20 protein-coding genes are annotated in these 21,909 nt (G+C 71.4%); 7 read left to right on the forward strand and 13 right to left on the reverse strand.

Going from position 1 to position 21,909, the window contains the following annotated elements; genetic code table 11:
• Positions 1-7: 7 nt before the first annotated feature.
• Positions 8-2,779, reverse strand: coding sequence for an ATP-binding protein (locus AB0C19_RS32315; RefSeq protein ID WP_357191501.1), 2,772 nt, complete (start codon positions 2,777-2,779; stop codon positions 8-10).
• 202 nt (positions 2,780-2,981) lie between these two features.
• Between AB0C19_RS32315 and AB0C19_RS32320 the strand changes: the two genes are divergently transcribed.
• On the forward strand, positions 2,982-4,433 hold the full coding sequence (locus AB0C19_RS32320; protein ID WP_357191503.1) for a M28 family peptidase: 1,452 nt from the start codon (positions 2,982-2,984) through the stop codon (positions 4,431-4,433).
• A 61-nt stretch (positions 4,434-4,494) separates the two neighbouring features.
• Here the strand turns inward: AB0C19_RS32320 and AB0C19_RS32325 are convergent, their stop codons facing one another.
• A complete protein-coding gene (locus tag AB0C19_RS32325; RefSeq protein WP_357191505.1) occupies positions 4,495-5,193 on the reverse strand; it encodes an SDR family oxidoreductase in 699 nt (232 codons plus the stop codon).
• 149 nt (positions 5,194-5,342) lie between these two features.
• On the opposite strand from AB0C19_RS32325, the gene htpG reads away from it, so the two are divergent.
• Positions 5,343-7,271, forward strand: a complete 1,929-nt coding sequence (gene htpG / locus AB0C19_RS32330; RefSeq protein WP_357191508.1) for a molecular chaperone HtpG — start codon at positions 5,343-5,345, stop codon at positions 7,269-7,271.
• Positions 7,272-7,324: 53 nt separating this feature from the next.
• On the opposite strand, the gene AB0C19_RS32335 is transcribed toward htpG, so the two are convergent.
• Both AB0C19_RS32335 and AB0C19_RS32340 read right to left on the reverse strand, forming a co-directional pair.
• The gene (locus tag AB0C19_RS32335; protein WP_357191510.1) at positions 7,325-7,978 is read right to left on the reverse strand and encodes a response regulator transcription factor; all 654 of its coding nucleotides are present in this window, start codon (positions 7,976-7,978) and stop codon (positions 7,325-7,327) included.
• Positions 7,978-9,096, reverse strand: a complete 1,119-nt coding sequence (locus AB0C19_RS32340) for a sensor histidine kinase (protein ID WP_357191513.1) — start codon at positions 9,094-9,096, stop codon at positions 7,978-7,980. Before AB0C19_RS32340 ends, AB0C19_RS32335 begins: the two co-directional genes overlap by 1 nt.
• Before the next feature lie 109 nt (positions 9,097-9,205).
• Between AB0C19_RS32340 and AB0C19_RS32345 the strand changes: the two genes are divergently transcribed.
• Positions 9,206-10,618: a nitrilase-related carbon-nitrogen hydrolase gene (locus tag AB0C19_RS32345; RefSeq protein ID WP_357191515.1), complete on the forward strand. Its 1,413-nt coding sequence runs from the start codon at positions 9,206-9,208 to the stop codon at positions 10,616-10,618.
• Here the strand turns inward: AB0C19_RS32345 and AB0C19_RS32350 are convergent.
• On the reverse strand, positions 10,563-11,255 hold the full coding sequence (locus AB0C19_RS32350) for a nitroreductase family protein (protein ID WP_357191518.1): 693 nt from the start codon (positions 11,253-11,255) through the stop codon (positions 10,563-10,565). The genes AB0C19_RS32345 and AB0C19_RS32350 overlap by 56 nt on opposite strands.
• Positions 11,252-11,587: a helix-turn-helix domain-containing protein gene (locus AB0C19_RS32355; protein WP_357191520.1), complete on the reverse strand. Its 336-nt coding sequence runs from the start codon at positions 11,585-11,587 to the stop codon at positions 11,252-11,254. The genes AB0C19_RS32350 and AB0C19_RS32355 overlap by 4 nt, the downstream gene beginning before the upstream one ends.
• Positions 11,588-11,652: 65 nt before the next feature.
• Here AB0C19_RS32355 and AB0C19_RS32360 point away from each other — a divergent pair, with 65 nt between their 5' ends.
• Positions 11,653-12,315 carry a ThuA domain-containing protein gene (locus tag AB0C19_RS32360; protein ID WP_357191522.1) on the forward strand — a complete coding sequence of 221 codons (663 nt, stop codon included), beginning with the start codon at positions 11,653-11,655 and terminating at the stop codon, positions 12,313-12,315.
• Positions 12,316-12,384: 69 nt separating this feature from the next.
• Here AB0C19_RS32360 and AB0C19_RS32365 read toward each other — a convergent pair whose 3' ends face one another.
• From AB0C19_RS32365 to AB0C19_RS32375, 3 genes are all read right to left on the reverse strand, one after another.
• Positions 12,385-12,750: a hypothetical protein gene (locus AB0C19_RS32365; protein ID WP_357191524.1), complete on the reverse strand. Its 366-nt coding sequence runs from the start codon at positions 12,748-12,750 to the stop codon at positions 12,385-12,387.
• A gap of 122 nt (positions 12,751-12,872) precedes the next feature.
• Positions 12,873-14,060, reverse strand: coding sequence for a DNA polymerase IV (dinB, locus tag AB0C19_RS32370; RefSeq protein WP_357191526.1), 1,188 nt, complete (start codon positions 14,058-14,060; stop codon positions 12,873-12,875).
• A gap of 57 nt (positions 14,061-14,117) precedes the next feature.
• Complete coding sequence (locus AB0C19_RS32375; RefSeq protein ID WP_357191529.1) at positions 14,118-14,588, reverse strand: VOC family protein; 471 nt, start codon at positions 14,586-14,588, stop codon at positions 14,118-14,120.
• A 61-nt stretch (positions 14,589-14,649) separates the two neighbouring features.
• On the opposite strand from AB0C19_RS32375, the gene AB0C19_RS32380 reads away from it, so the two are divergent.
• Entirely contained in the window at positions 14,650-15,627 is a 978-nt protein-coding gene (locus AB0C19_RS32380; RefSeq protein ID WP_357191531.1) for a YafY family protein, read from the forward strand.
• Here the strand turns inward: AB0C19_RS32380 and AB0C19_RS32385 are convergent.
• The 4 genes from AB0C19_RS32385 to AB0C19_RS32400 all read right to left on the reverse strand — a co-directional run bounded on the left by AB0C19_RS32385 (position 15,519) and on the right by AB0C19_RS32400 (position 19,635).
• Complete coding sequence (locus AB0C19_RS32385) at positions 15,519-16,115, reverse strand: GNAT family N-acetyltransferase (protein ID WP_357191535.1); 597 nt, start codon at positions 16,113-16,115, stop codon at positions 15,519-15,521. The genes AB0C19_RS32380 and AB0C19_RS32385 overlap by 109 nt on opposite strands.
• The gene (locus tag AB0C19_RS32390) at positions 16,112-16,636 is read right to left on the reverse strand and encodes an N-acetyltransferase (RefSeq protein ID WP_357191537.1); all 525 of its coding nucleotides are present in this window, start codon (positions 16,634-16,636) and stop codon (positions 16,112-16,114) included. Before AB0C19_RS32390 ends, AB0C19_RS32385 begins: the two co-directional genes overlap by 4 nt.
• A gap of 225 nt (positions 16,637-16,861) precedes the next feature.
• The gene (locus AB0C19_RS32395; RefSeq protein WP_357191539.1) at positions 16,862-18,436 is read right to left on the reverse strand and encodes an FMN-binding glutamate synthase family protein; all 1,575 of its coding nucleotides are present in this window, start codon (positions 18,434-18,436) and stop codon (positions 16,862-16,864) included.
• Positions 18,437-18,525: 89 nt separating this feature from the next.
• Positions 18,526-19,635 carry an N-acetylmuramoyl-L-alanine amidase gene (locus AB0C19_RS32400; RefSeq protein ID WP_357191541.1) on the reverse strand — a complete coding sequence of 370 codons (1,110 nt, stop codon included), beginning with the start codon at positions 19,633-19,635 and terminating at the stop codon, positions 18,526-18,528.
• A gap of 206 nt (positions 19,636-19,841) precedes the next feature.
• On the opposite strand from AB0C19_RS32400, the gene AB0C19_RS32405 reads away from it, so the two are divergent.
• Together AB0C19_RS32405 and AB0C19_RS32410 are read left to right on the forward strand one after the other, a co-directional pair.
• Positions 19,842-20,312, forward strand: a complete 471-nt coding sequence (locus tag AB0C19_RS32405) for a DIP1984 family protein (RefSeq protein ID WP_357191543.1) — start codon at positions 19,842-19,844, stop codon at positions 20,310-20,312.
• Positions 20,313-20,672: 360 nt separating this feature from the next.
• Positions 20,673-21,785 (forward strand): hypothetical protein, encoded by a 1,113-nt coding sequence (locus AB0C19_RS32410; protein ID WP_357191545.1) that lies wholly within the window; start codon positions 20,673-20,675, stop codon positions 21,783-21,785.
• Positions 21,786-21,909 lie beyond the last annotated feature (124 nt).

Below are 21,909 nucleotides of genomic sequence, written 5' to 3' on the forward strand. Positions count from 1 at the left end.
CGCCGGCTCAGGCCAGTCGACGCTCGATGGTCACCGTCGTCCCCTCGGCGGTGGAGACCAGCCGCACGTCGCCGTAGGCGTTCATCAGCAGCGCGCCGCGTCCCCGGTCCATCGCCGGCCGGCGGTCCCGCCAGGTGCCGAAGTCCCGTACCGAGATCCGGCTCAGTCCGCCACCAACCTGGACGCGCACCCGTACCTCCGGACGGCTGGGTCGCTGGGCGTGCTCGACCGCGTTGTTCATGGCCTCGGACGCGGCGAGTAGGAGATCTTCCAGCACGTCCGGGTCGACGTCCAGATCGCCCAGCGCGCCCCGGACGTCCCGACGCATCGCGGCGGCGGAGGTGGGCGCGGACGGGTACGTCCACCCGACGTCCAGCAGGTCGCCCAGCCCGTCCGGTTCGGCCGGCGTCTCCACGACCACTGACGCGTCGCGGACGGTTTCCACCATCGGGGTCGGCGGAACGGGCCCGACCGGGGCGGGTCGGGCCGACTGTGTCGTGACCGTCGCCGGGTCGCCGCCGATCGCCGCGGCAGGGGTACGGTCGCGGGCGCGGCGGATGCTGGCCCGGATCCGGGCGATCAACTCGGCCGCGGCGAACGGTTTGACCAGGTAGTCGTCGGCGCCCAGGCTGAGGCCCTCCACGCTGGCCTCCCCGCCGGCACGGGCGGAGAGCACCAGCACGGGCAGCGTCCGGGTCGTCGGGTCGGCGCGTAGTCGGCGCACCAGGTCGAAGCCGTCCAGCACCGGCATCATCACGTCGGTCAGGACCAGGTCGGGCAGATCACCGTGGATCTCGTCGAGGGCCTGCCGGCCGTCGGTGACGGCCCGCACCCGCCAGCCCTGCCCGGTGAGCAGCCGGGTGAGGTACGCCCGCATGTCGGCGTTGTCGTCGGCGAGCAGGATCCGGGCGCCGGCCAGCTCGTCGGTGGCCGCCCCGGACGCGGGATCGGGCTCGGTCGGCACGTCGTCCGGTTCGGTGAGCCAGCCCATCGCCTCCTCGACGGCGGCGCGGGCCGCGTCACCCCGTCCGTCCATAGCGGGGCCGGTGACCGCGGCGCGGTGCGCCGCCGACCAGGGCAGCGTCACTGTGAACCTGCTGCCGACGCCCACCTGGCTGGTCACGCGCACGTCGCCGCCCTCCAGCCGGGCCAGCTCGTGCACCAGGGCCAGGCCGATGCCAGTGCCCTCGTGACTGCGCGAGCGGGCGCCCCGCACCCGGTGGAAGCGTTCGAAGAGTTTCGGCAGGTCCCGTTCCGAGATGCCGATGCCGGTGTCCGCGACGGTGAGGCGCACCTCCTCGTCGTCGGCGTCGAGGGTGACCCGGATACGGCCGATGAACGTGTACTTCAGCGCGTTGGAGAGCAGGTTCGTGACGATGCGTTCCCAGTTGACCGGGTCGACCGCGACCGGCCGGGGCAGCGGTGGGCAGCTCACCTCGAGGGTCAGCCCGGCCCGCTCGACGGCGGCCCGGAAGACCCCGGCGAGCTCGGCGGTCAGCGCGGCCAGGTCCACCACCCGGGCGTCGCTGCGCGCCCGCCCGGCCTCCAGGCTGGAGAAGGTGAGCAGGCTGTTGACCAGCGTCAACAGTCGGGTGGCGTTGCGCCAGCCGGTCTCCACCCGCTCCCGCTGCACCGCCGCCAAAGGCGCGGTGGCGTCGGTGAGGGCGTCGGTCAGCGGACCGAGGATGAGGGTCAACGGGGTACGGAACTCGTGGCTGACGTTGGCGAAGAAGTCGGTCTTGACCCGGTCCAGTTCCGCCATCGCCTCGATCCGGCGCCGCTCCTCCTCGTACTCCTGGGCGTTGCGCAACGCCACGGAGATCTGCTGGGCGAGCAGTTGGTGGAAGGAGCGGTACGCCTCGTCGAGCCCTCGGCTGGGGCTGACCCCGGCGAGCAGGACGCCGAGCGGCTGATCCTCGTCGGCGGAGGGCAGCGGCAGCGCCAGCGCGGTGCGGACCGGGTCGTTCCACGGGCCGGCGGGCAGCGGCAGCCGGTCGGCGACATCGGTCACCTGGGTCGCCCGGCCCTCGGCGGCGTCCGCCAGCCCCCAGGCGTACGCGGGCGGGCCCGGGTCGGTCAGCTCGACGGCGTCCGGCAGGGCCCGGGCGTGCCCCTCGTCGCCGCCGGTGCAGGCGACCCGGCGCAGCGTCGTGCCGTCGCGCAGGTAGATGGCGGCGAACGGCACGTCCAGGGGGTGGCCGTCGATCACGTCGATCAGCCGAGCGCCGGTGGCGTCCACGTCGACGGTGCGCCCGTCGCCGAGCACTGACAGGTCGCGCAGCAGACGGAGCCGGCGTTCGCCGATCACCTGCTGGGTGACCTCGCTGCACACGGTCAGTACGCCGACGGTGCGGCCGTCGTCGTCGCGGGCGGGGGCGTGCGAGACGCTGAAGTACGCCTCCTCGCGGTAGCCGGCCCGCTCCAGCAGCAGTTGCAGGGCGGGGACCCAGCTGGCCACGCCGGTCGCCATGGCCTCCTCGATCAGCGGGGCGAGCACGTGCCAGCCCTCGGCCAACGTCACTCGTACGTCGTCGCCGAGCGCGGTGGGGTGCTTGTCGCCGATCAGCGCCGAGTACGCGTCGTTGTAGAGCTGGGAGTAGCTCTCACCCCAGAGCAGCAGCATGGGATACCGGGAGGAGAGCACCATCCGGACGGCGGCGCGCAGGCTCTGTGGCCATCCGCCGACCGGGCCGAGCGGGGTGTCGGCCCAGTCCAGCTGGGCCATCAGCCGCCCGGTGTCGCCGCCGCCGAGGAACAGGTCGGTGCTGGGTCGCGTCACGCTCGATCCGACCCCATCGCAAGCCCCCGTTCCGGGCCCGACGACCCCTGCCGCGTTACCTACCCATCCTGACACCTCTACTCACCTGTGCCGACGCCGGTACCCACCGTCGAACCGGCGGCGGTTCGGGACGAACGACCGATGCTCGGGAAATAGATATCTGTCAGTGTCTCGGGTATCTCTCCAACCCCGAGGAGCCCCCATGAGAGGCAGAACGCTGAGCGCGGGAATCGCGCTCGCCGTGTTCGCCGGGATGACGGTGCCGCTGGCCGCCCAACCGGCGACCGCGTCACCTCCGACCGCCACGACGGTGAACCGGCCGATCGCCGCGTCCGCCGCCGCGCTGGCCGCGCCGGACATCTCCATCGCCAACGTCCAGGCGCACTTGACCCAGTTCAATGCCATCGCCACCAGCAACGGTGGCAACCGACGGGCCGGCTCGGCCGGCTACACCGCCTCGCTCAACTACGTCAAGACCAGGCTCCAGTCGGCTGGCTACACGGTCAGTGAGCAGTACTGCTCCAGCTGCCGGTACCCCTCCAACAACCTCATCGCCGAGTGGCCCGGCGGCCCGGCCGACCAGGTGGTCATGTTTGGCGCGCACCTGGACGGCGTCGCGGCCGGGCCGGGCATCAACGACAACGCCACCGGCTCGTCGACCCTGCTGGAGAACGCGCTGGTCCTGGCCGCGCAGAACCCGACGATGACCAAACGGGTGCGGTTCGCCTGGTGGACCGACGAGGAGCAGGGGCTCAACGGCTCCCGGTTCTACGTCAACTCACTCAGCGCCACCCAGCGCGGCTACATCAAGGGTTACTACAACTTCGACATGGTCGGCTCGACCAATGGCGGCTACTTCATCAACCGGGTCACCTCGACCACGGCGGCGCCGCTGAAGGCGTACTGGGACTTGTTGGGCCTGCAACCCGAGGAGAACATCGAGGGCCAGGGCCGATCCGACGACTACTACTTCCAGCAGGCAGGCATCCCCACCTCGGGGTACGCCGCCGGTGCCAGCGCCCGCAAGACCAGCGCCCAGGCCGCCAAGTGGGGCGGCACCGCCAACTCCGCGTACGACCCGTGCTACCACCGGTCCTGCGACACCACCGCCAACGTCAGCGCCACTGTGCTGAACCGGGCAGCCGACGGTGTCGCGTACGCGCTGTGGCAGCTCGCCGTGGGCGGCGGCACCCCGACCTGCACCGGTGGCCAGGTGGTCGGAAACGGTGGCTTCGAGAGCGGCAGCACGCCGTGGACCGCGTCCTCCGGCGTGATCACCAACGCCAGCGGCCAGCCGGCCCGGACCGGGTCGTACAAGGCGTGGCTCAACGGGTTCGGCAGCACCCGCACCGAGAGCCTCTCGCAGTCGGTGACACTGCCGGCCGGCTGCGCCACGTACACGCTGTCGTTCTGGCTGCACATCGACACCGCGGAGACCACCAGCTCCACGGCGTACGACCGACTCACAGTGCAGGCGGGTTCGACCACCCTCGCGACGTACTCGAATCTCAACGCCGCTACCGGTTACGTGCAGCGCAGCCTCAACGTGGCCGCGTTCGCCGGGCAGACGGTGACGCTGCGGTTCACCGGCACCGAGGACTCGTCCTTGCAGACCACCTTCGTGATCGATGACGTCACGTTGCAGGCGAGCTGACCGCGTACCCGAAAACGGGCCGCCACCGGTTCTTCCCGGTGGCGGCCCGTCGCGTCGCGGGTCAGGGGAGCTGTGGGTAGAGCGCGGCGACGCCGCCGGCCAGCCCGGCCTGCACCTGGCGGCTGAGGTCGTCGGCGAGGATCTCGTACGCGTCGGCCTCGACGCCGTCCACGCCGATCCGGGCGATCGCCGCCGGGTCGGACTTCGGGCCGGTGATGTCGGCGGCCATGTCGGTGTCGAGGTAGCCGACGTGCAGGCCGGAGACCCGAACGCCCCGCTCGGCGAGTTGGACGCGCAGCACGTTCGTCATCGCCCACTCGGCGGACTTGGCGGCGCTGTAGGCAGCGTGGGTCGGGGAGCCGAACCAGGACAGCACGGAGAGCACGTTGAGGATCGTTCCGCCGCCGTTGCCGGCGATGACCGGCGCAAACGCCCGGATCGTCGACAGGGTGCCGATGTAGTGGGTCTCCAGCTCCAGCCGGACGAGGTCCAGGTCGCCGTCGAGCAGGTCGGTCCGGGTGTCGATGCCCGCGTTGTTGATCAGCAGGTTCACCCCGCCGGCCAGCTCGGCGGCGGCGGCCACCGAGGCGGAATCGGTGATGTCGAGGCGGACCGGCGTCACGCCGGGCAGGTCGACGGTGTCGGGGTTGCGGGCGCCGGCGTAGACGGTGGCGCCCCGGGCGAGGAGCTCGGCGGCCAGGTGCCGGCCGAGGCCACGGTTGGCGCCGGTGACGAGGGCGGTGCTTCCAGCGATCTTCATGGCCGTCACGCTATCCGACCTGACTTCTGTTAGGCAAAGTCAGCTACGTCACGAGGGTGGTCGACGGGATCGGGAATACGACCCGGATGCGCCCACACCCCGACCGGTGACGACTCGTATCCTTTCCGCGAACCTTCGCACGAGCCGAGATGGGAGACGGTGTGAGCAACCAGGCCGAAACGTTGGAATTCCAGGCCGAGGCGCGTCAGCTCCTCCAGTTGGTGGTCCACTCGATCTATTCGAACAAGGACGTCTTCCTGCGGGAACTCATCTCGAACGGGTCCGACGCACTGGACAAGCTCCGGCTGGCCACCCTCGTCGACAAGGACCTCGTCGCCGACACCGACGACCTGCACGTCGCCCTGGAGATCGACAGCGACGCCCGCACCCTCACCGTGCGCGACAACGGCATCGGGATGACCCGCGACGAGGTCGTCCAGCTGATCGGCACGATCGCCAAGTCGGGCACCGCCGAGCTGCTGCGCCAACTGCGCGAGTCCGCCGACGCCCACGCCAAGCAGGACCTCATCGGCCAGTTCGGCGTCGGCTTCTACGCCGCGTTCATGGTCGCCGACCGGGTCACCCTGCTGACCCGCAAGGCCGGCGAGACCGGCGGCACCCGCTGGGAGTCCACCGGCGAGGGCACCTACTCCATCGAGTCGGTCGACGAGGCGCCGCAGGGCACCACTGTGACGCTGCACCTCAAGCCGGCCGACACCGAGGACAACCTGCACGACTACACCGCCGAGTGGACCGTCCGCGAGATCGTCAAGCGCTACTCCGACTTCATCGCCTGGCCGATCCGGATGAGCGTCGAACGCCCCGGCGTCGACGGTGCGGCCGCCACCCGCGAGGTGCAGACCCTCAACTCGATGAAGGCGCTCTGGGCGCGGCCCCGCGACGAGGTCGACGCCGCCGAGTACAACGAGTTCTACAAGCACGTGAGCCACGACTGGGCCGACCCGCTCGAGGTCGTGCACATGAAGGGCGAGGGCACCTTCGAGTACGAGGCGCTGCTCTTCCTGCCCAGCCACGCCCCACTGGACCTGTTCTCTCCGCAGGGCCGCCGGGGTGTCCAGCTCTACGTCAAGCGCGTCTTCATCATGGACGACTGCGAGGCGCTGGTCCCGACCTACCTGCGCTTCGTCAAGGGCGTGGTCGACGCGCACGACCTGTCGCTGAACATCTCCCGGGAGATCCTCCAGCAGGACCGGCAGATCCAGATCGTCCGCCGCCGCCTGGTCAAGAAGGTCCTCGCCACGGTCAAGGACCTCAAGGCCAACCACGCCGAGCGCTACCGCACCTTCTGGAGCGAGTTCGGCGCGGTGGTCAAGGAGGGGCTGATCGACGACACCGACAACAGGGACACCCTGCTGGACATCCTGTCGGTGGCCTCGACCAACGACCCGGCCGAGCCCACCGACCTGGCCGGGTACGTGTCGCGGATGAAGGACGGCCAGAACGACATCTGGTACGCCACCGGCGAGTCCCGGGCCGCCATCGAGAACTCTCCGCACCTGGAGGCGTTCCGGGCCAAGGGGCACGAGGTGCTGCTGCTCACCGACCAGGTCGACGAGGTGTGGGTCGAGCGGGTCGGCACGTACGACGGTCGGCAGCTGCGCTCGATCGCCAAGGGCGAGATCGACCTGGACACCGACGAGGAGAAGCAGCAGGCCGAGGCCGAGCGTGAGCAGCAGCGACAGGAGTTCGCCGGGCTGCTCGACTGGCTGGGGACCACCCTCACGGACAGCGTCCGGGAGGTCCGCCTGTCGTCGCGGCTGACCGCCTCACCGGCCTGCGTCGTCGGCGACGCCCACGACCTCACCCCGACCCTGGAGAAGATGTACCGGGCGATGGGGCACGAGATCCCCACCACCAAGCGGATCCTGGAGATCAACCCCGGCCACCCGCTGGTGTCCGGGCTGCGCAAGGCCCACGAGCAGGGCAGCGACACCGTCGCCCTGACCGAGACCGCCGAGCTGCTCTATGGCCTGGCGGTGCTCGCCGAGGGCGGTGAGCTGACCGACCCGGCCCGCTTCACCCGGACGCTCGCCGACCGGCTGGCGCGCACCCTGTAGGCGTACCCTCGGCCGGCGGCCCGCCCGAGCAGCGGGCCCGCCGGCCGGTCACGTCAGTGACCGGGGATCACCAGACCCGACTCGTACGCGATCATCACCGCCTGGGCGCGGTCGCGCAGGTGCAGCTTGGTGAGCAGGTTGCCGACATGGGTCTTCACCGTGTGCTCGCTGAGGTGGTGGTGGGCGGCGATCTCGGCGTTGGACAGACCGGCCGCGATCAGGCGCAGCACGTCCGTCTCGCGGGCGGTCAGAGCGGTCACCGCGGCGGCCCGGACGGGGTCCGGATGGCCGCGCCGGTGCAGTTCGCCGATCACCCGGGCGGTGACGGCGGGAGCGAGCAGCGCGTCCCCGGCGGCGACCACACGAACCGCGTTCACCAGATCGGCTCGGGGAGCGTCCTTGAGCAGGAAGCCGCTGGCCCCGGCCCGCAGGGCCGCGTACAGGTAGTCGTCGGTGTCGAACATGGTCAGGGCGAGAACCCGACTCGGGGTGAGCGCGCAGACCTGGCGGGTCGCGGCGACGCCGTCGAGGACGGGCATGCGCATGTCCATCAGCACGACGTCGGGGCGAAGTTCCAGGGCGGCCCGCACGGCGGCCGCGCCGTCGGGGGCCTCGGCGACCACCTCGATGTCCGGCTCGGCGCCGAGAATGGTGGCGAACCCGGCCCGGAACAGGTCCTGGTCATCGGCGAGCACGACACGCAGCATCAGAGCACCGCCGGTGCCGACAGCGGCAGGGTAGCGGTCACCGTGAAGCCGTGGCCGTCGCAGGCCGGGCTGGTGTGCAGGGTTCCACCGCAGGCGTGGGCGCGCTCGCGCATGCCGACGATCCCGTACCCGGGGCGGCCGGTCTCGGCCGCCCGGTGGCCGCGGCCGTCATCGGTGACCGACACTGTCAACGAGTGCGCCGTGTGGTCCAGCCGGACGCGAACCGACCGGGCCCCGGCATGCCGCACCACGTTGGTCAGGGACTCCTGCACGATCCGGTAGGCGGCCACCCCGACGTCCGAGGGCGGTGCGAGCGTGGGCTCGACGGCACCCCCAAACGGCGAGACGGTGAGCACGGCATCGAGGCCGGCGGCCCGGACCCGCTCGACGAGGACGGGAAGGTGGTCCAGACCCGGCTGGTCGAGTGGTTGGTCGGCGGGTTCGTACAGGCTGCCGACCGCGCGGCGGAGCTGAACGACAGCGTCCCTACCGGTGGCGGCGATAGTGGCGAACGTGGCATCGGCGCGATCCGGCTGGTGGCGGACCAGCAGCGGACCCGCCTCCGCCTGGACGATCATGACGCCTACCGCGTGGGTGAGGATGTCGTGCAGATCGCGGGCGATCCGCGTGCGTTCGCGCAGCACCGCCGCCGCACGTTCACCGGCGATACGACGATCGCGTTCGGCGAGAGCCGCGGCCTGGGTTCGGCGGGCCCGCGTGCTGGTGCCCAGCGCGTACGCGAAGAGGTAGGCGACCGACAGGTAACGCAGCACCTCCACGTCCGGGCGAGGATAGAGCAGCGAGACCAACAGCCCGGCGGCGGTGAGCGCGATGCCGAGCAGGCGGATCGGCAGTGAGGCCCGCGCCGCGAACGTGTAGAGGCACACGAGCGGTCCAACCGGCAGCAGTGGGGGCGCGCCGAGCGAGGCCGAGACGGTCGTGGCGACTCCCACGACGAGGGCGACCCGGAGCAGCGCTCGGTCCCGCCACAGCACCGGCACCGACGACGCGACCGCGAGCGGCAGCACCCACCACGCACGTGGCCCACCGGCCAGCGCCGGCAGCACGGTCGCGGCGACGGCGGCCACGGTGACGGCGAGATTGACGTACCGCTTCACGTCGGCAGTATCGTCCGACCCGGCTCGCCGACGCCTCCCTCCACGGGACCAGATCGATCCCGGCTCGCACGGCGATCCGCTCCGGCCGCCCGCGCCGCACGCTCGACGGATGATGACGATCCTCGCCACGCTCCTGAGTGGCCTGCTCTGGCTCGGCGGCACCGGCCTGCACCCGGTCCCGGCGCTGACCTGGCTCGCCCCGCTCCCGCTGATCCTCGCCTCGACGCGGGTACGCCCGAGGACAGCGCTCCTCGCGACAGCCCTCGCCTGGTCGATCGGTCAGGGCGGCGTGCTCGGCTACTACCTCGGCACCCTGCGACTACCGGTTCCCGTGGTCGCCGGTGTGGTCCTGCTCGGCGTCGTCGTGGCGACCGGCACGGTTCTGCTCGCCCGCGGACTACTGCTGCGCGGACGAACCGCCCTCGCCGTCCTCGCCGTGCCCTCGCTCTGGGTGCTGGGGGAGTACGCCGCGTCCCGCTTGCTGCCGCACGGCGCCTGGTGGAGCCTCGCCTACACCCAGGCCGACGTCCGGCCGGTGATCCAACTGAGCGCGCTCACCGGCGTCTGGGGCGTCACCTACCTGCTGCTCGCCGTCCCGATAGCCCTCGCCGCCCTGCGCCCAAGCCCCCGGCCCGCGGTCACCTGCCTGCTCGTCCTCCTGCTCGGCGCCGGCGGGTGGTCGGCCTGGTCGCTGCGCCGTTCCCCTTACCCGGCCGAGCCGCTGACCGTCGGCCTGGTGGCCCTGCGGCAGCCCGAGGACGGGCTCCCGATCGACGAGCAGCCCGGCCGTGACCTGCTCGCCCGTTATGCCGCGCGGGTCGAGGGTCTGGTCGCCCGTGGGGCACGGATCGTCGTCCTGCCGGAGAAGGTGTTCGCCGTGACGGACACGACGATGCCCGTGCTCGTGGCCGCGCTCCAACAGACCGAGGCCCAGGTCGTCGTCGGCGCGGTGCGGCATCAGGCGGACAGGGCGAGCAACGTCGCACTGGTGCTCGAACCCGGCGGGACCGTCGCGACGTACGAGAAACAGCATCTCATCCCGGGCCTGGAAGACTGGTTGACGCCGGGTGACGGCGACGTGCTCGTGGACGGGCGGTTCGGCGTCGCGATCTGCAAGGACCTCGACCATCCCGGTCTGGTCCGGGGGTATCGGGCGCAGGGCGCCTCGGTGCTGCTCGTCCCCGCCCTGGACTTCACCTCCGATGGATGGCTGCACGGTCGGATGGCGCTGGTCCGGGGAGTGGAGAACGGGCTCGTCGTGGTCCGGGCTGCGGCGTTCGGCCGGCTGACGGTCACCGACCCCGGCGGCAGGATGCTGGGTGAGGCCACCGCCGGCGACGCGGAGTTGCTGCTCGCCACCCCGACGTCGGGGTGGGGCACTGTCTATTCGCGTACCGGAGATTGGTTTCCGCTGTTGTCAGTGGCCCTGTTGGTCCTGGCCGTGGGCGGGGCGCGGTGGTGGCCGATTACCAGCGGTTCCAGTGGGCGAACGCGTCCGCGTCGGCCCGCGGACCGGGCTTGAAGTCGGTGCCCAGGGTGTACGCCACCGGGGTGAGGGCGACCTGCACGACAGTGTCGTAGGGGATGCCGAGCAGTTCGGCCATCTCCCGCTCGTAGCTGAGATGGCTGGTGGTCCAGGCGGTGCCGAGCCCGCGTTCCCGGGCGGCCAGCATGAAGCTCCAGAACGCCGGGATGACCGAACCCCAGGCCCCCGCCTGCCCGCGAACGCTGTCCAGTTCCGCGCGTGACTCGACCCGTAGACAGGGGATGAGCAGCAACGGGACCTCGTGCAGGTGGTCCGCCAGGTGCGCCAGACTGCCGGCGATCCGGCCCCACTGCTCGGAGGCGAAGTTCATCCGGCTGAAGGCCGGCCCGGTGCCACCGGACGCCGGTGGCGGCGCCATCAGGCCGCGTCGCCACAGACGGGCGACGGCCGCCCGGGTCTCGCGGTCCTCGACGAAGATGAAGTCCCAGCGTTGCCTGTTGCGGCCACTGGGTGCCTGAAGCGCGATGCGCAGACAGTCCTCGATCACGTCGCGGGGGACCGGGCGTCCCAGGTCGAGACGTTTGCGGACGGCGCGGGTCGTGCTCAGGACCTCGTCGGCGGACAGGCCCAGCGTGCTCGGCGGGTTCTTTCCGGCCGATATGGCGTCGGTCATGCGGGTGCTCCCACTCGCTCCGGCAGGTCAAGGTTGGCGATGATCGCGGGAAGGATGCCCGGAAATCGGTCGTTGATCTCGTCAGCCCGCAACTCGTGGCGACGGAAACTGCCGTTCGGCGTGACACGGAGGACGCCGGCCGCACGCAGGACCTTCAGGTGATGCGAGAGCGTCGAAATGCTGACCTCGGACAACGCGTCGAATTGGCCGCAGACGACACCGCCGGCCTGCGCCAACTGCCGTACGACGCTGAGGCGTACCGGGTCGGCCAGGGCGCCGAGCAGGGTGGCCAGGTCGACCGAGGTGAGATCGGGATGATGCAGGGCTCTCATGGACGCCATGCTAGCTTTCATTTCGTGATTTCGAAAATAATCCAAATGATGAACGGAGCACCGGCATGTCTGTCGACACCGTGATCTTCAGCGGGGAGGGCCCGCACGCCGACCCCTGGCACCCGCTGGCCGAAACCAGCGCCACGCTGGCCCGGCTGATCGGCGACGAGGGTTCGGTAGCGATCGTGACAGCCGTCGACCAGCTCGAGGTCGCGCTCGGCGGCGCGCGCCTGCTGGTGGTGAACGCGAGCGCGGACCGCACGACCCCGATCCCCGAGGACGAGATCTTCGCCCGCGTCCTCGACGACTTCCTGGCCCGTGGCGGCAGCCTGCTCGCCGTGCACAGCGCCACTATCGCGTTTCCCCAGCTGGCAAGCTGGCGTTCCGCGGTCGGCGCCGCCTGGGCCCACGGCCGGACCTTCCACCCGCCGATCGGGCAGAGTCTCATCCGGCGCAGCGGCGTGGAACACCCGATCAGCGCCGGGCTCGGGGACTTCGAGGTTCACGACGAGCGCTACACCGAGCTTGAGCTGGTCGACGGCCTCGACATCGAGCCCCTCTACGTCCACGACGAGGGCGGCGACACCCACCCGCTGGTCTGGGCGCGCACCCTCGGGAGCAGCCGGATCGTCTACAACGCACTCGGCCACGACGTCCGGTCGTACGAGTCGCCGGGGCATCAGGAGTTGCTGCGCCGCATCGTGGCGTGGCTCCGCCACGACAGCTGAACGCTCGGCCGGACAACCGGCCGAGCGCTCGCCTGCGTGGTGCGGATCAGTTCAGGGGTTGGTGGCCCCTCACGCCGCGGAGGCCGCCTTCGACCCTCGGTGCGACGCCACCGGGCCGGCGTTCCAGCCCCAGCGGGGGGCCGGTACCGCCGCGTCGCGACGCCCATCCGTGTCGACGTCGTCGCTGTCGGTTCCGTCGCTGGCCAGCTCGACCGAGGCGGGCGCGCTGCGCGCCAGTCGCAGCGAGTGCTCGGCGCCGGTGCGGGCCGCGCACGGCCAGGACTGCCCGGCGCACTGGAGGTTGCGGCACTGGCCCTCGTCGTCCGGCTCGTGTGCGCTGAGCACGTCGACCGCCAACTGCCACAGCAGCGGGTCGGTCACGTCGTGCGGGCGCTCGGCGGTGCGACTCGGTCGGTTGCTGGTGTCGTCGGACATGGTGGGCCCCCCTCGTCAGGCTGTACCCCACAAGGGTCACCCGTCAGCCGCCGGCTAAACCGCCGACCTGCTGTGATGTGTCTCTGATCGCAGCTCGACCGCGGACGCCGCACGCTTATCGGTCAGTCCGGCAGAAGAGGCATCTCCACGCCCGGCTCCCGGCCGAGCAACACCGCCCGAGTGAGCGCCGCTGATCCGAACCGGTCGCGGACCGCGTCGACCGCAGCGTCCAGATCGGACCCTGGGTCCGGCTGGAACGGCAGCTCAGGCTGCACCGGGTTGTCGTCGAGGTTGCCCACTGAGACACCGATCAGTGTGATGCCACGGCGATCGATCTCGGGCAGCGCCGCGCGCAGTAGCGCACGCGCGGCGGCGAGCAGCGGCGTCGTGTCAGCCGTCGCCTTACCCACAGTGTGCGAGCGGGTGGCCCGGGTGTAGTCGCCGAAACGCAACCGCAACACCACTGTGCGGCCGGACCGCCCCGCCGCCCGCATCCGTCGGCTGACACGGTCGACCAGGCCGGCGAGGACGGCGTCCAACTCGGTCGAGGCGTGCGGGGTGCGACTCAGCGCGTGCTGCGCGCCCATCGAACCGCGCCGTCGCCCCACCTGCACCGCCCGGGGGTCGCGATTGTGTGCCAGCGCGTGCAGATGCCGGCCGGCGCCCGCACCGAGCAGTGACACCAGCGCCGCCTCACCGAGGCGGGCCACCTCCCCGACGGTACGGATCCGGCGTTCGCGCAGCTTGGCGGCCGTGACCGGGCCGACGCCCCAGAGCCGTTCCACAGGCAACGGGTGCAGGAACGCCAGCTCGGCGTCCGGTGCGACCACCAGCAGGCCGTCCGGTTTCGCCACCCCGCTGGCCACCTTGGCCAGGAACTTCGTGCGGGCCACCCCCACAGTGATCGGCAGGTGGACCCGGTCGCTGACCTCCCGGCGCAGCCGTTCGGCGATCTCGGCCGGTGCCCCGGCCAGCCGCCGCAGACCACCCACGTCAAGGAACGCCTCGTCGATGGAGAGCCCCTCGACCAGCGGTGTGGTCTGCCGGAAGATCTCGAAGACCGCGCGGCTCGCCGCGGTGTACGCCGACATCCGCGGCGGCACGACGATCGCGTCGGGGCAGAGCCTGCGCGCCTGCTGGCCGCCCATCGCGTTGCGGACGCCCCGCGCCTTCGCCTCGTAGCTGGCCGCGAGCACCACGCCGCCCCCGACGATCACCGGCCGCCCGCGCAGGCGCGGGTCGTCGCGCTGCTCGACCGACGCGTAGAACGCGTCCAGGTCGGCGTGCAGGATGCTGGCGCCGGGCGACACGTACACATGTTCGCATGACGCCCGGTCAGTGCGGCAGTGAGCTGGGCGAACGCTCGGTCAGTCGAGGCAGAACTCGTTGCCCTCGGGGTCGGCCATGATGAGATGACCGGCGCCCAACGGGGGAGTGGGCTCGTGCCGACTGAGTCGCTTGGCACCATGCGAGACGAGCCGTTCGGCCTCCGCCTCCAGGGCCGCCATCCGCTCGTCACCCTCCAGCCCGGGGGCCGCGCGGACGTCGAGGTGGACGCGGTTCTTCACCTGCTTGTGCTCCGGCACCCGCTGGAAGAACAGCCGTGGTCGCGAGCCCTCGGGGTCGACCACCGCCGACGCGTCGTTGCGGTTCTCCGGCGGCACACCCATCGCGTCGAGGGCCTGGTCCCAGGACTCGAAGTCTCCGGGTGGGGCCTGCACCTGGTAGCCGAGCGCCTCGGCCCAGAACGTGGCCAACCCCGCCGGGTCGGCGCAGTCGAACGTGATCTGGACGTCGCGGGTCACGGCGAATCCCTGCTTCCTGTTCTGGTCGGTCATGAGCCCAGCCTCTCCCTGATAGCGGACAGTTTTGTTCCGCTATCCGTGCAACGATCGACTGGTGACCGTCGAGGCGACGACCGAGCGGGTGCTGCGCCTGCTGGCGCTGCTGCAACGACGTCTGTCCTGGACGGCTGCCGAACTCGCCGCCGAGCTGGGGGTCACCGACCGTTGCGTGCGCCGCGACGTGCAGCGTCTGCGGACGCTCGGCTACCCGGTGCACGCGGTGTCGGGCGTCGGCGGCGGCTACCAACTCGGTGCGGGCACCCGGCTGCCGCCGTTGCTCCTCGACGACGAGGAGGCGATCGCCACTGCGGTGTCTCTGCGCCTCGCCTCCGGAGGCACTGTCGCCGGGGCGAGCGAGGCCGCGCTGCGGGCACTCGCGAAGCTCGACCAGGTGATGCCGTCGCGGCTCCGCGCCGAGGTACGGGCGGTGCACGGCTCCACCGACACCCTCATCGGCCCGGTCGCCGAGATCGACGCGGAGCTGCTGGTGACGCTCGCCCGCGCCTGTCGGGACGGCGTGCGCGTTCGATTCCACTACCCCGACCGGGACACTGGTGAGCGGGAACGGACGGTCGAGCCGATCCGGATGGTCACTACCGGCCGCCGCTGGTATCTGATGGCCTGGGACGTCGACCGCGCCGACTGGCGGACGTTCCGGCTGGACCGGATGCGGGCTGCGATGGCGACGACCTGGCGTTTCCCGGCGCGCGAGCACCCGGATCCCGTCGCCTTCGTGCAGCGGGCCGTGACCGGTGCGCCGTACCGCTACCTCGCCCGGGTGCGGGTGCACGCCCAGCCGGAGCGGTTGCGGGAGGCGGTCCCACCGCAGGTGGGGCGGGTCGAGGACGACCGCGACGGATGGTCCGTGCTGGTCGTCGGCGGCGACAACCTGGACTGGCTCGCCGCGCATCTCGCCCGCCTGGATCACGAGATGGAGGTGCTGGAGCCTCCCGAGCTGCGTGAGGCCGCGGGCCGGCTCGCCCGTCGCCTCGCGGTGCTGGCCGGTGTGACGTCGGGGCCTGGCGCGCGGTGACGCAGCGCGTAGTGGCGCAGCGACACCTGGCTGCCGTCGGGAGCGGTCCATGGTGCCGTGCTGGTGCCGACACACCGCCATCCCGCGCGCTCGTACAGTGCAGCGGCCGCGGTGCCATCGCCGGCCAACTCCAGCACCAGGTCCGTTGCGCGTTTGTCCGCCCACTGGCGGGCCCGGTCCAGCAGCGCGCTGCCCAGCGCCAACCCACGGGCTTTCGGCACCACGAAGAGACGAGCCACCTCGGCCGTCGGCCGGCCGGCCGGCCCGTCCACCTGATCGGGGATCCGATGCACCGCGACGTGTCCGACAATGGCCGCGTCGGTGTCGACGGCGACCCAGGCTCGCGCCGGGTGCGGCTCGCGCAGCCAGCGGTGTGGGTCGGCGGGCCAGTTCAGCGGGTACCCGTCGACCCGGTGAACCTCGGCGAGCGCTGCGACGCAGCCGTCCAGGTCGGTGGCGCGCCGGCGGCGGATAGCGGGTCGGTTCACAGGTCGTCGAACGGGCTGGCGTAGCGGAACTCGCCCCGGATCGACTCGCGCCACGCGTGCGACGGCCGAGCCATGAAGTACTGCGGCCCCCACGGCTGCGGCGGAGTGACGCCCAGCTCGACGGCCGGCCGGAACCCGAAGCGCGGATAGTAGTCGGGATGCCCGAGCAGGACCACCAGCGGTTCGTCCCGCGCGTCGGCAGCGCCAAGGACCGCGTGCATCAACGCGCTGCCAACACCGCGCCGCTGCCAGGTGGGCAACACGCCCAGCGGCCCCAGGCCCAACGCCACCGGCGCACCGCCCACCCGGCTGCGGGTGGCCACCACGTGCCCGACCACCCGGCCGTCCGAATCGGTCGCCACCAGGGAGTACGCGGGCAGCCAGCCCTCGTCGGCTCGCAGCGCGTCGACAAGGGTCGCCTCGACCGGTACGCCGTCACCGCCGTCGGCCTTGGCGAAGGCTGCGGAGTGCACCGCCCGGATGGCGTCGACGTCGGCGGGTGTCTCGCGTCTGATCAGCACCGCGCCACCATAGACGCGGCGTGTCGCCAGCTCCACGCGTTTATCGCGGCGCTTCGCGGACATGGCGGGGAAACGCTTGATGACTGTGAGTCATCACGATGTCGCACAGTCATCAAGCCGATCCGCGATCGGGGCTTGCGACCTGAGCGACAGTGGCCCAGCCGCGGCATGCAGGCTGCCCCCGGGCCTGGGACCACTGGCCGCGCTGGCTGGGCGGGCGTGATCTCAGCCGACGGCGGTGGCGGAGGGCGGGGCGCTGCCGCCCTGGGGTGCCTCCGGGACCATCAGCCGGATGATCTCCGTCTGGTCGGCGGGCGAGGGCAGCCCCCATTCCGGCCGGTACCCGTACACCTCGTGCAGTGGGGTGGAGCCGGTGCGGCCGTCCAGAATCTCCACGGCGTCGGTGCCGATCAGGCCGGGGTGTTCGACGCCGCAGGCCTCGGCGACCCTGGTGAGGTCCCGGCGCAACGTCCGCAGGTAGTTGGCCGCCCGGACCGACTTCAACGTCGGGTCCAGGCCCCGGGCGAGCCACGCGTTCTGGGTGGCGACGCCGGTGGGGCAGGTGTCGGTGTGGCACTTCTGCGCCTGGATGCAGCCGATCGCCAACATCGCCTCCCTACCGACGTTGATCAGGTCGCAGCCGAGCGCGAATGCCACTATGGCGTTGTCCGGCAGGCCGAGCTTGCCGCCGCCGACGAAGACCACCTGTTCGTGCAGATCGTGCTCGGCGAAGATCTTGTACACCCGGGAGAAGCCCTGCTGGAACGGGAGCGACACCGAGTCGGTGAAGATCAGTGGTGCGGCCCCGGTGCCGCCCTCGCCGCCGTCGATCGTCACGAAGTCCACACCCCGGCCGGTGTCCCGCATCAGGGTGGCCAGCTCCTGCCAGAAGCTCAGGTCACCGACCGCCGACTTGATGCCGACCGGCAGTCCTGTCTCGGCGGCCAGCAACTCCACCCAGTCGAGCAGGCTGTCGCAGTCGGAGAACTCGGCGTGCCGGGACGGGCTGACGCAGTCCTGACCGGCCGGGATGCCCCGGGTGGCGGCGATCTCGGCGGACACCTTCGCCCCGGGCAGCAGCCCACCGAGGCTCGGCTTGGCGCCCTGGCTCAGCTTGATCTCCAGCGCCCGCACCGGTGCGCCGGCGACCAGGTCCTTCAGCCGGTCGAGGCTGAACCGGCCGTGCTCGTCGCGGCAGCCGAAGTACGCGGTGCCGAGTTGGAAGACCAGCTCACCGCCGTTGCGGTGGTACGGCGACAGGCCGCCCTCGCCGGTGTTCTGCAGACAGCCGGCGAGCGCCGCCCCCTTGTTGAGCGCGGTGATGGCGTTGCCGGAGAGCGAGCCGAAGCTCATTCCGGAGATGTTGACGACCGACTCCGGTCGGAACGCCCGAGCGCGTCCCCGTGCCGCGCCGAGCACCTTCGCGCTGGGCAACCGCACGTCGTGACCGGCGGTCGGTGACGACGGCGGCACGGCACGGCCGAACGTGCGGTGCTTGATGATCGGGTACCCGGGGGTGTATTCGATGTCGTTGTCAGTGCCGAAACCGAAGTAGTTGTTCTCCTGCTTGGCCGACGCGTACACCCAGCGGCGTTGGTCGCGGGTGAACGGCCGCTCCTCGTTGTTGCCGGCCACGATGTACTGCCGTAGCTCCGGCCCGATCGTCTCCAGCAGGTAGCGGGCCCGGCCGAGGACCGGAAAGTTGCGCAGCAGCGCGTGGTCGCGCTGGATCAGGTCCCGCGCGGCGAGGGCCGCGACGGCGGCGGCGACAGCGGGTACGGCTCGACGGGCCCAGGTCATGCCCGGGAACCTTTCCGGCGGAGCGGCGGATCAAACCGGTGAACCGGTCTGGTGGCGGTGCGGGTGCGCCCCGCACCGCCACCACGCGCTCAGCGGTGCCGGAACGACTCGCGGACCGATCCGCCGACGATCGTGCACCACGTGCTCGTGCTGAGCTTGCCGTTGCGGGGCAGACCGTGCAGCGCCTGAAGGTCCTGCACCGCCCTCCGGGTGGCGTGGTCGTACGCCCCGGTGACGGTGACCGCGTACCCCTTGGTGGCGAGGATTTCCTGCACGGCCGTGACCGGCGCTCCGGCGGCGTGCTGGTCCAGCTCAGGCGCCAGGGTCTCCCAGGTCGGCGTGGTGAGTGTGGCGTCCACGTCCACAGCGATGCCGTTGCGGGCCTGCCAGTCCTGCACCGCCGCGACGGTCGCGGCGTCGAACGTGCCGCTGACGGTCACCGGGTAGCCGCGGTAGGCGAGCAGGTGCTGCACCACCCGGACCGAGGGGGAGTTGACGAAACGCCACAGGTCCGGCCAGCGGCGCGCCGGCACGTCACCGAGCTTGGTGCCCAGGGCGGCGTGCACCCGCCGCCGCAGCTCGGGGAACTGCCGGTAGAAGGCCGCGCCCGGGCACTCGGTGGTGCGGAAGTCCCAGTGGCCAAAGACGTCGTGAGCGTGCAGCCCGTACTGGCGGCAGATCGCGACGCAGAGCTTGACCAGCGAGTCGGTCAACGCCTCGGGTGGCGTCTCGGTGACGTAGGTGCCCTCGTTCTCGATGCCGATGGCCCGGCCGTTCTCACCCGGGCAGTGCGCCGAGATCATCTGTCGGTCGCCGGCTTCGAGGCGCTCCAGGCTGCCCCGGCGACCCTCCAGCACGTACCCGCCACGGCTGACAGTGAAGTGCTGGCCGGTGTCCGACCAGCCGTTGCCGTCCATGTGCAGGTCCTGGCAGTCGTGGGCCAGCTTGACCGCCTGCTCGCGGGAGTAGTCGGTGACGTTCGGGAACGCCATGTGGTGCACGATGATCTTGTTGGTCGCGATGGCGCTCACCGACAGCGGGTCCTTCGGCGGGCGCGCGGCCCACTCGTCACAGCTGATGATCCAGTCCAGGTCGGTGCCCGGCGCGGCCTGCGCCGCGCCCGGGAAGGCGAGTTCGCTCCCGACGACGGCGACCGTGGCGGCGCCGAGACCGGCCCGCAGCAGCGTCCGGCGATCCACTTCGGAATGGTCGACGTGCATTGCATCTCCTCCTGCGGCCGACGGCGGGGGATGAAAAGTAGCTCCAGTGGCCGCACGTACTCCGGAGAATATTGCCAAGACTCGCCCGCGCGCTAGAGGGCGCCCACCCCCAACGGGCAGCCGGAAAACCAGCCGGCGAAAAGATCAACGATCCGCTAACCTGGCCGCTGACTCGGGGGTGGAAGATGAAACTTGGTGAGGCGCTGACCGAACGCGCCGAGGCGGCACGACGGGTCGAGCAGCTGCGGACCCGGATCAACGGCAGCGCCCGGTACCAGGAGGGCGAGCTACCTCCGGAGGACGCCACGGTACTCATGACCGAGTTGGACCAGGTCCTCGACAACCTGGAGACGCTGATCCGGCGCATCAACCGGACCAACGCCACGGTGCCGGTCGACGACTTCGGAACGCTCACCGACGCGTTGGCCCGGCGGGACGTCCTGCGACTGCGGCACGCGGCCATCACGGCGGCCGCCGACGCCGCCGCCGGTAGCGGCCGTGGTCACGTGGCCCGGCAGCTCCGCTCCGAGCTGAAGATGCTCGCCGCGTTGCCGGTCGCCGAGCTTCGGGAACGCGCCGACGGGCTCGCCGGACAGCTCCGCGAGCTCGAGGTGCGGATTCAGCGCACCAACTGGGAGGCTGACCTGCTGGACTGACCTACCCCAGCAGCGATGTGGAGCAGGTAGCCGTCGTGGAGGCGTGTACACACAGGTCCGGGCTGTAACCCCGGCACCCTTCTTGGCGCGCGGTGGGCAGCGCGGGGTTCAACTCCCCAAGCACAATGCAGCCCAGCACCGAGGACAGGTAACACCGCAACACGCACACCTCATCACCACGTACAGATCCTCGACGGCGAGGGCGGGTTCGGGGCACTCCACATCCGCGCGGCCGCGTGCTGTTCGCTCACCAGCACCCCGGTCTGGAGGGCGACCCCGCCTGGTCGGCGTTTCCGCGCGTCGGGTCGGGGGTAGGTCCGGGGCTGACCGTTCCGGCTGCCCCATTTAAGGAATGACCAGATGAGTGACAACGTCAGCGACGCGGTGGGCGACGCTCTCCGCTCGGTGATGCTCTTCCTGCCCAAGGCCGTCGCCTTCCTGGCGATCCTGGTGGCCGGATGGCTGATCGCCAAGGCCGTACTGAAGATCGTGGAGAAGGTCCTCGAACGGGTGGGCTTCGACCGCGCCGTCGAACGCGGCGGCATCCGCCGTGCGTTGAGCCGCTCCCGGTACGACGCCAGTGACATCGTCGCGAAGCTCGTCTACTACGCGGTGCTGCTGTTCACCCTTCAGCTCGCCTTCGGCATCTGGGGCCCGAACCCGATCTCCGACCTGCTTGGCGCGGTGATCGCGTGGCTGCCCCGCGCCTTCGTCGCGATCGTCATCGTCGTGGTCGCCGCCGCCATCGCCAACGCGGTGAAGGACATCATCAGCGGCGCGCTCGGCGGCCTGTCGTACGGTCGGGTGCTGGCCACCATCGCCTCGGTGTTCATCCTCGGCCTCGGCGTCATCGCGGCGCTGAACCAGATCGGCGTGGCCACCGCGGTCACCACTCCGGTGCTGATCGCCGTGCTGGCCACGATCGGCGGCGTCCTCGTCGTCGGTGTCGGTGGCGGTCTGATCCGTCCGATGCAGAGCCGCTGGGAGTCGTGGCTGACCCGCGCCGAGCAGGAGTCGCAGCTGATCGCCGAGCACGCCCAGGCGTACCGGGCCGGTCGCCGCGACGCCGAGGCCGAGGCCGCCCGCCGGTCGGCCACCACCAGCGGCGCGGAGGCCACCCAGGTGGTCACCCGGCCCGGCGACGCCGACGCCACCCAGGTGGTGACCCGGCCCTCCGACCCGGAGGCCACCCAGGTCGTCCACTTCCCGGTCAGCTCCAACGCCACCCAGGCCGTCAATCGCGGTGCCCTCGACGACGTGACGCCGACGCCGGCCCGGCCTTCCGCGACCGACGACACGACTCAGGTGGTCGGGGGCTCGGCCGACTCGGACGTCACGCAGGTGGTGGGCACCGGCACCGACCCCGAGGCCACCCAGGTGGTCACGGGCGGCACCGATCGTGCGGTGCCCGGGCAGCGCACCAGCGACGACGGTGAGACCACCACTGTCATTCCGCCGGTCGACCGGCGCTGACACCAGCGGTACGGCGGCGGGGGGGGGGGGTTTTTTTTTACCCCCCCCCCCCCCCGTTGCGCGCCCCCCAGCGCCCCCCGGGAGCGGGGGCGCGGGGGGGGCCCCCCAAAGCGAGGGCGCGGGC

It is taken from the genome of Micromonospora sp. NPDC048842, assembly GCF_040649935.1.
GTDB lineage: Bacteria > Actinomycetota > Actinomycetes > Mycobacteriales > Micromonosporaceae > Micromonospora > Micromonospora hortensis.

Excerpts from the sequence above, each read along its gene's own strand:
- AB0C19_RS32410 (WP_357191545.1), top strand. The coding sequence starts at position 20,673 with ATGAGTGACAACGTCAGCGACGCGGTGGGCGACGCTCTCCGCTCGGTG.
- AB0C19_RS32325 (WP_357191505.1), bottom strand. The coding sequence starts at position 5,193 with ATGAAGATCGCTGGAAGCACCGCCCTCGTCACCGGCGCCAACCGTGGC.
- AB0C19_RS32335 (WP_357191510.1), bottom strand. The coding sequence starts at position 7,978 with ATGCTGCGTGTCGTGCTCGCCGATGACCAGGACCTGTTCCGGGCCGGG.
- AB0C19_RS32345 (WP_357191515.1), top strand. The coding sequence starts at position 9,206 with ATGATGACGATCCTCGCCACGCTCCTGAGTGGCCTGCTCTGGCTCGGC.
- AB0C19_RS32350 (WP_357191518.1), bottom strand. The coding sequence starts at position 11,255 with ATGACCGACGCCATATCGGCCGGAAAGAACCCGCCGAGCACGCTGGGC.
- AB0C19_RS32320 (WP_357191503.1), top strand. The coding sequence starts at position 2,982 with ATGAGAGGCAGAACGCTGAGCGCGGGAATCGCGCTCGCCGTGTTCGCC.
- AB0C19_RS32355 (WP_357191520.1), bottom strand. The coding sequence starts at position 11,587 with ATGAGAGCCCTGCATCATCCCGATCTCACCTCGGTCGACCTGGCCACC.
- AB0C19_RS32365 (WP_357191524.1), bottom strand. The coding sequence starts at position 12,750 with ATGTCCGACGACACCAGCAACCGACCGAGTCGCACCGCCGAGCGCCCG.
- AB0C19_RS32360 (WP_357191522.1), top strand. The coding sequence starts at position 11,653 with ATGTCTGTCGACACCGTGATCTTCAGCGGGGAGGGCCCGCACGCCGAC.
- AB0C19_RS32405 (WP_357191543.1), top strand. The coding sequence starts at position 19,842 with ATGAAACTTGGTGAGGCGCTGACCGAACGCGCCGAGGCGGCACGACGG.
- AB0C19_RS32395 (WP_357191539.1), bottom strand. The coding sequence starts at position 18,436 with ATGACCTGGGCCCGTCGAGCCGTACCCGCTGTCGCCGCCGCCGTCGCG.
- AB0C19_RS32375 (WP_357191529.1), bottom strand. The coding sequence starts at position 14,588 with ATGACCGACCAGAACAGGAAGCAGGGATTCGCCGTGACCCGCGACGTC.
- htpG (WP_357191508.1), top strand. The coding sequence starts at position 5,343 with ATGGGAGACGGTGTGAGCAACCAGGCCGAAACGTTGGAATTCCAGGCC.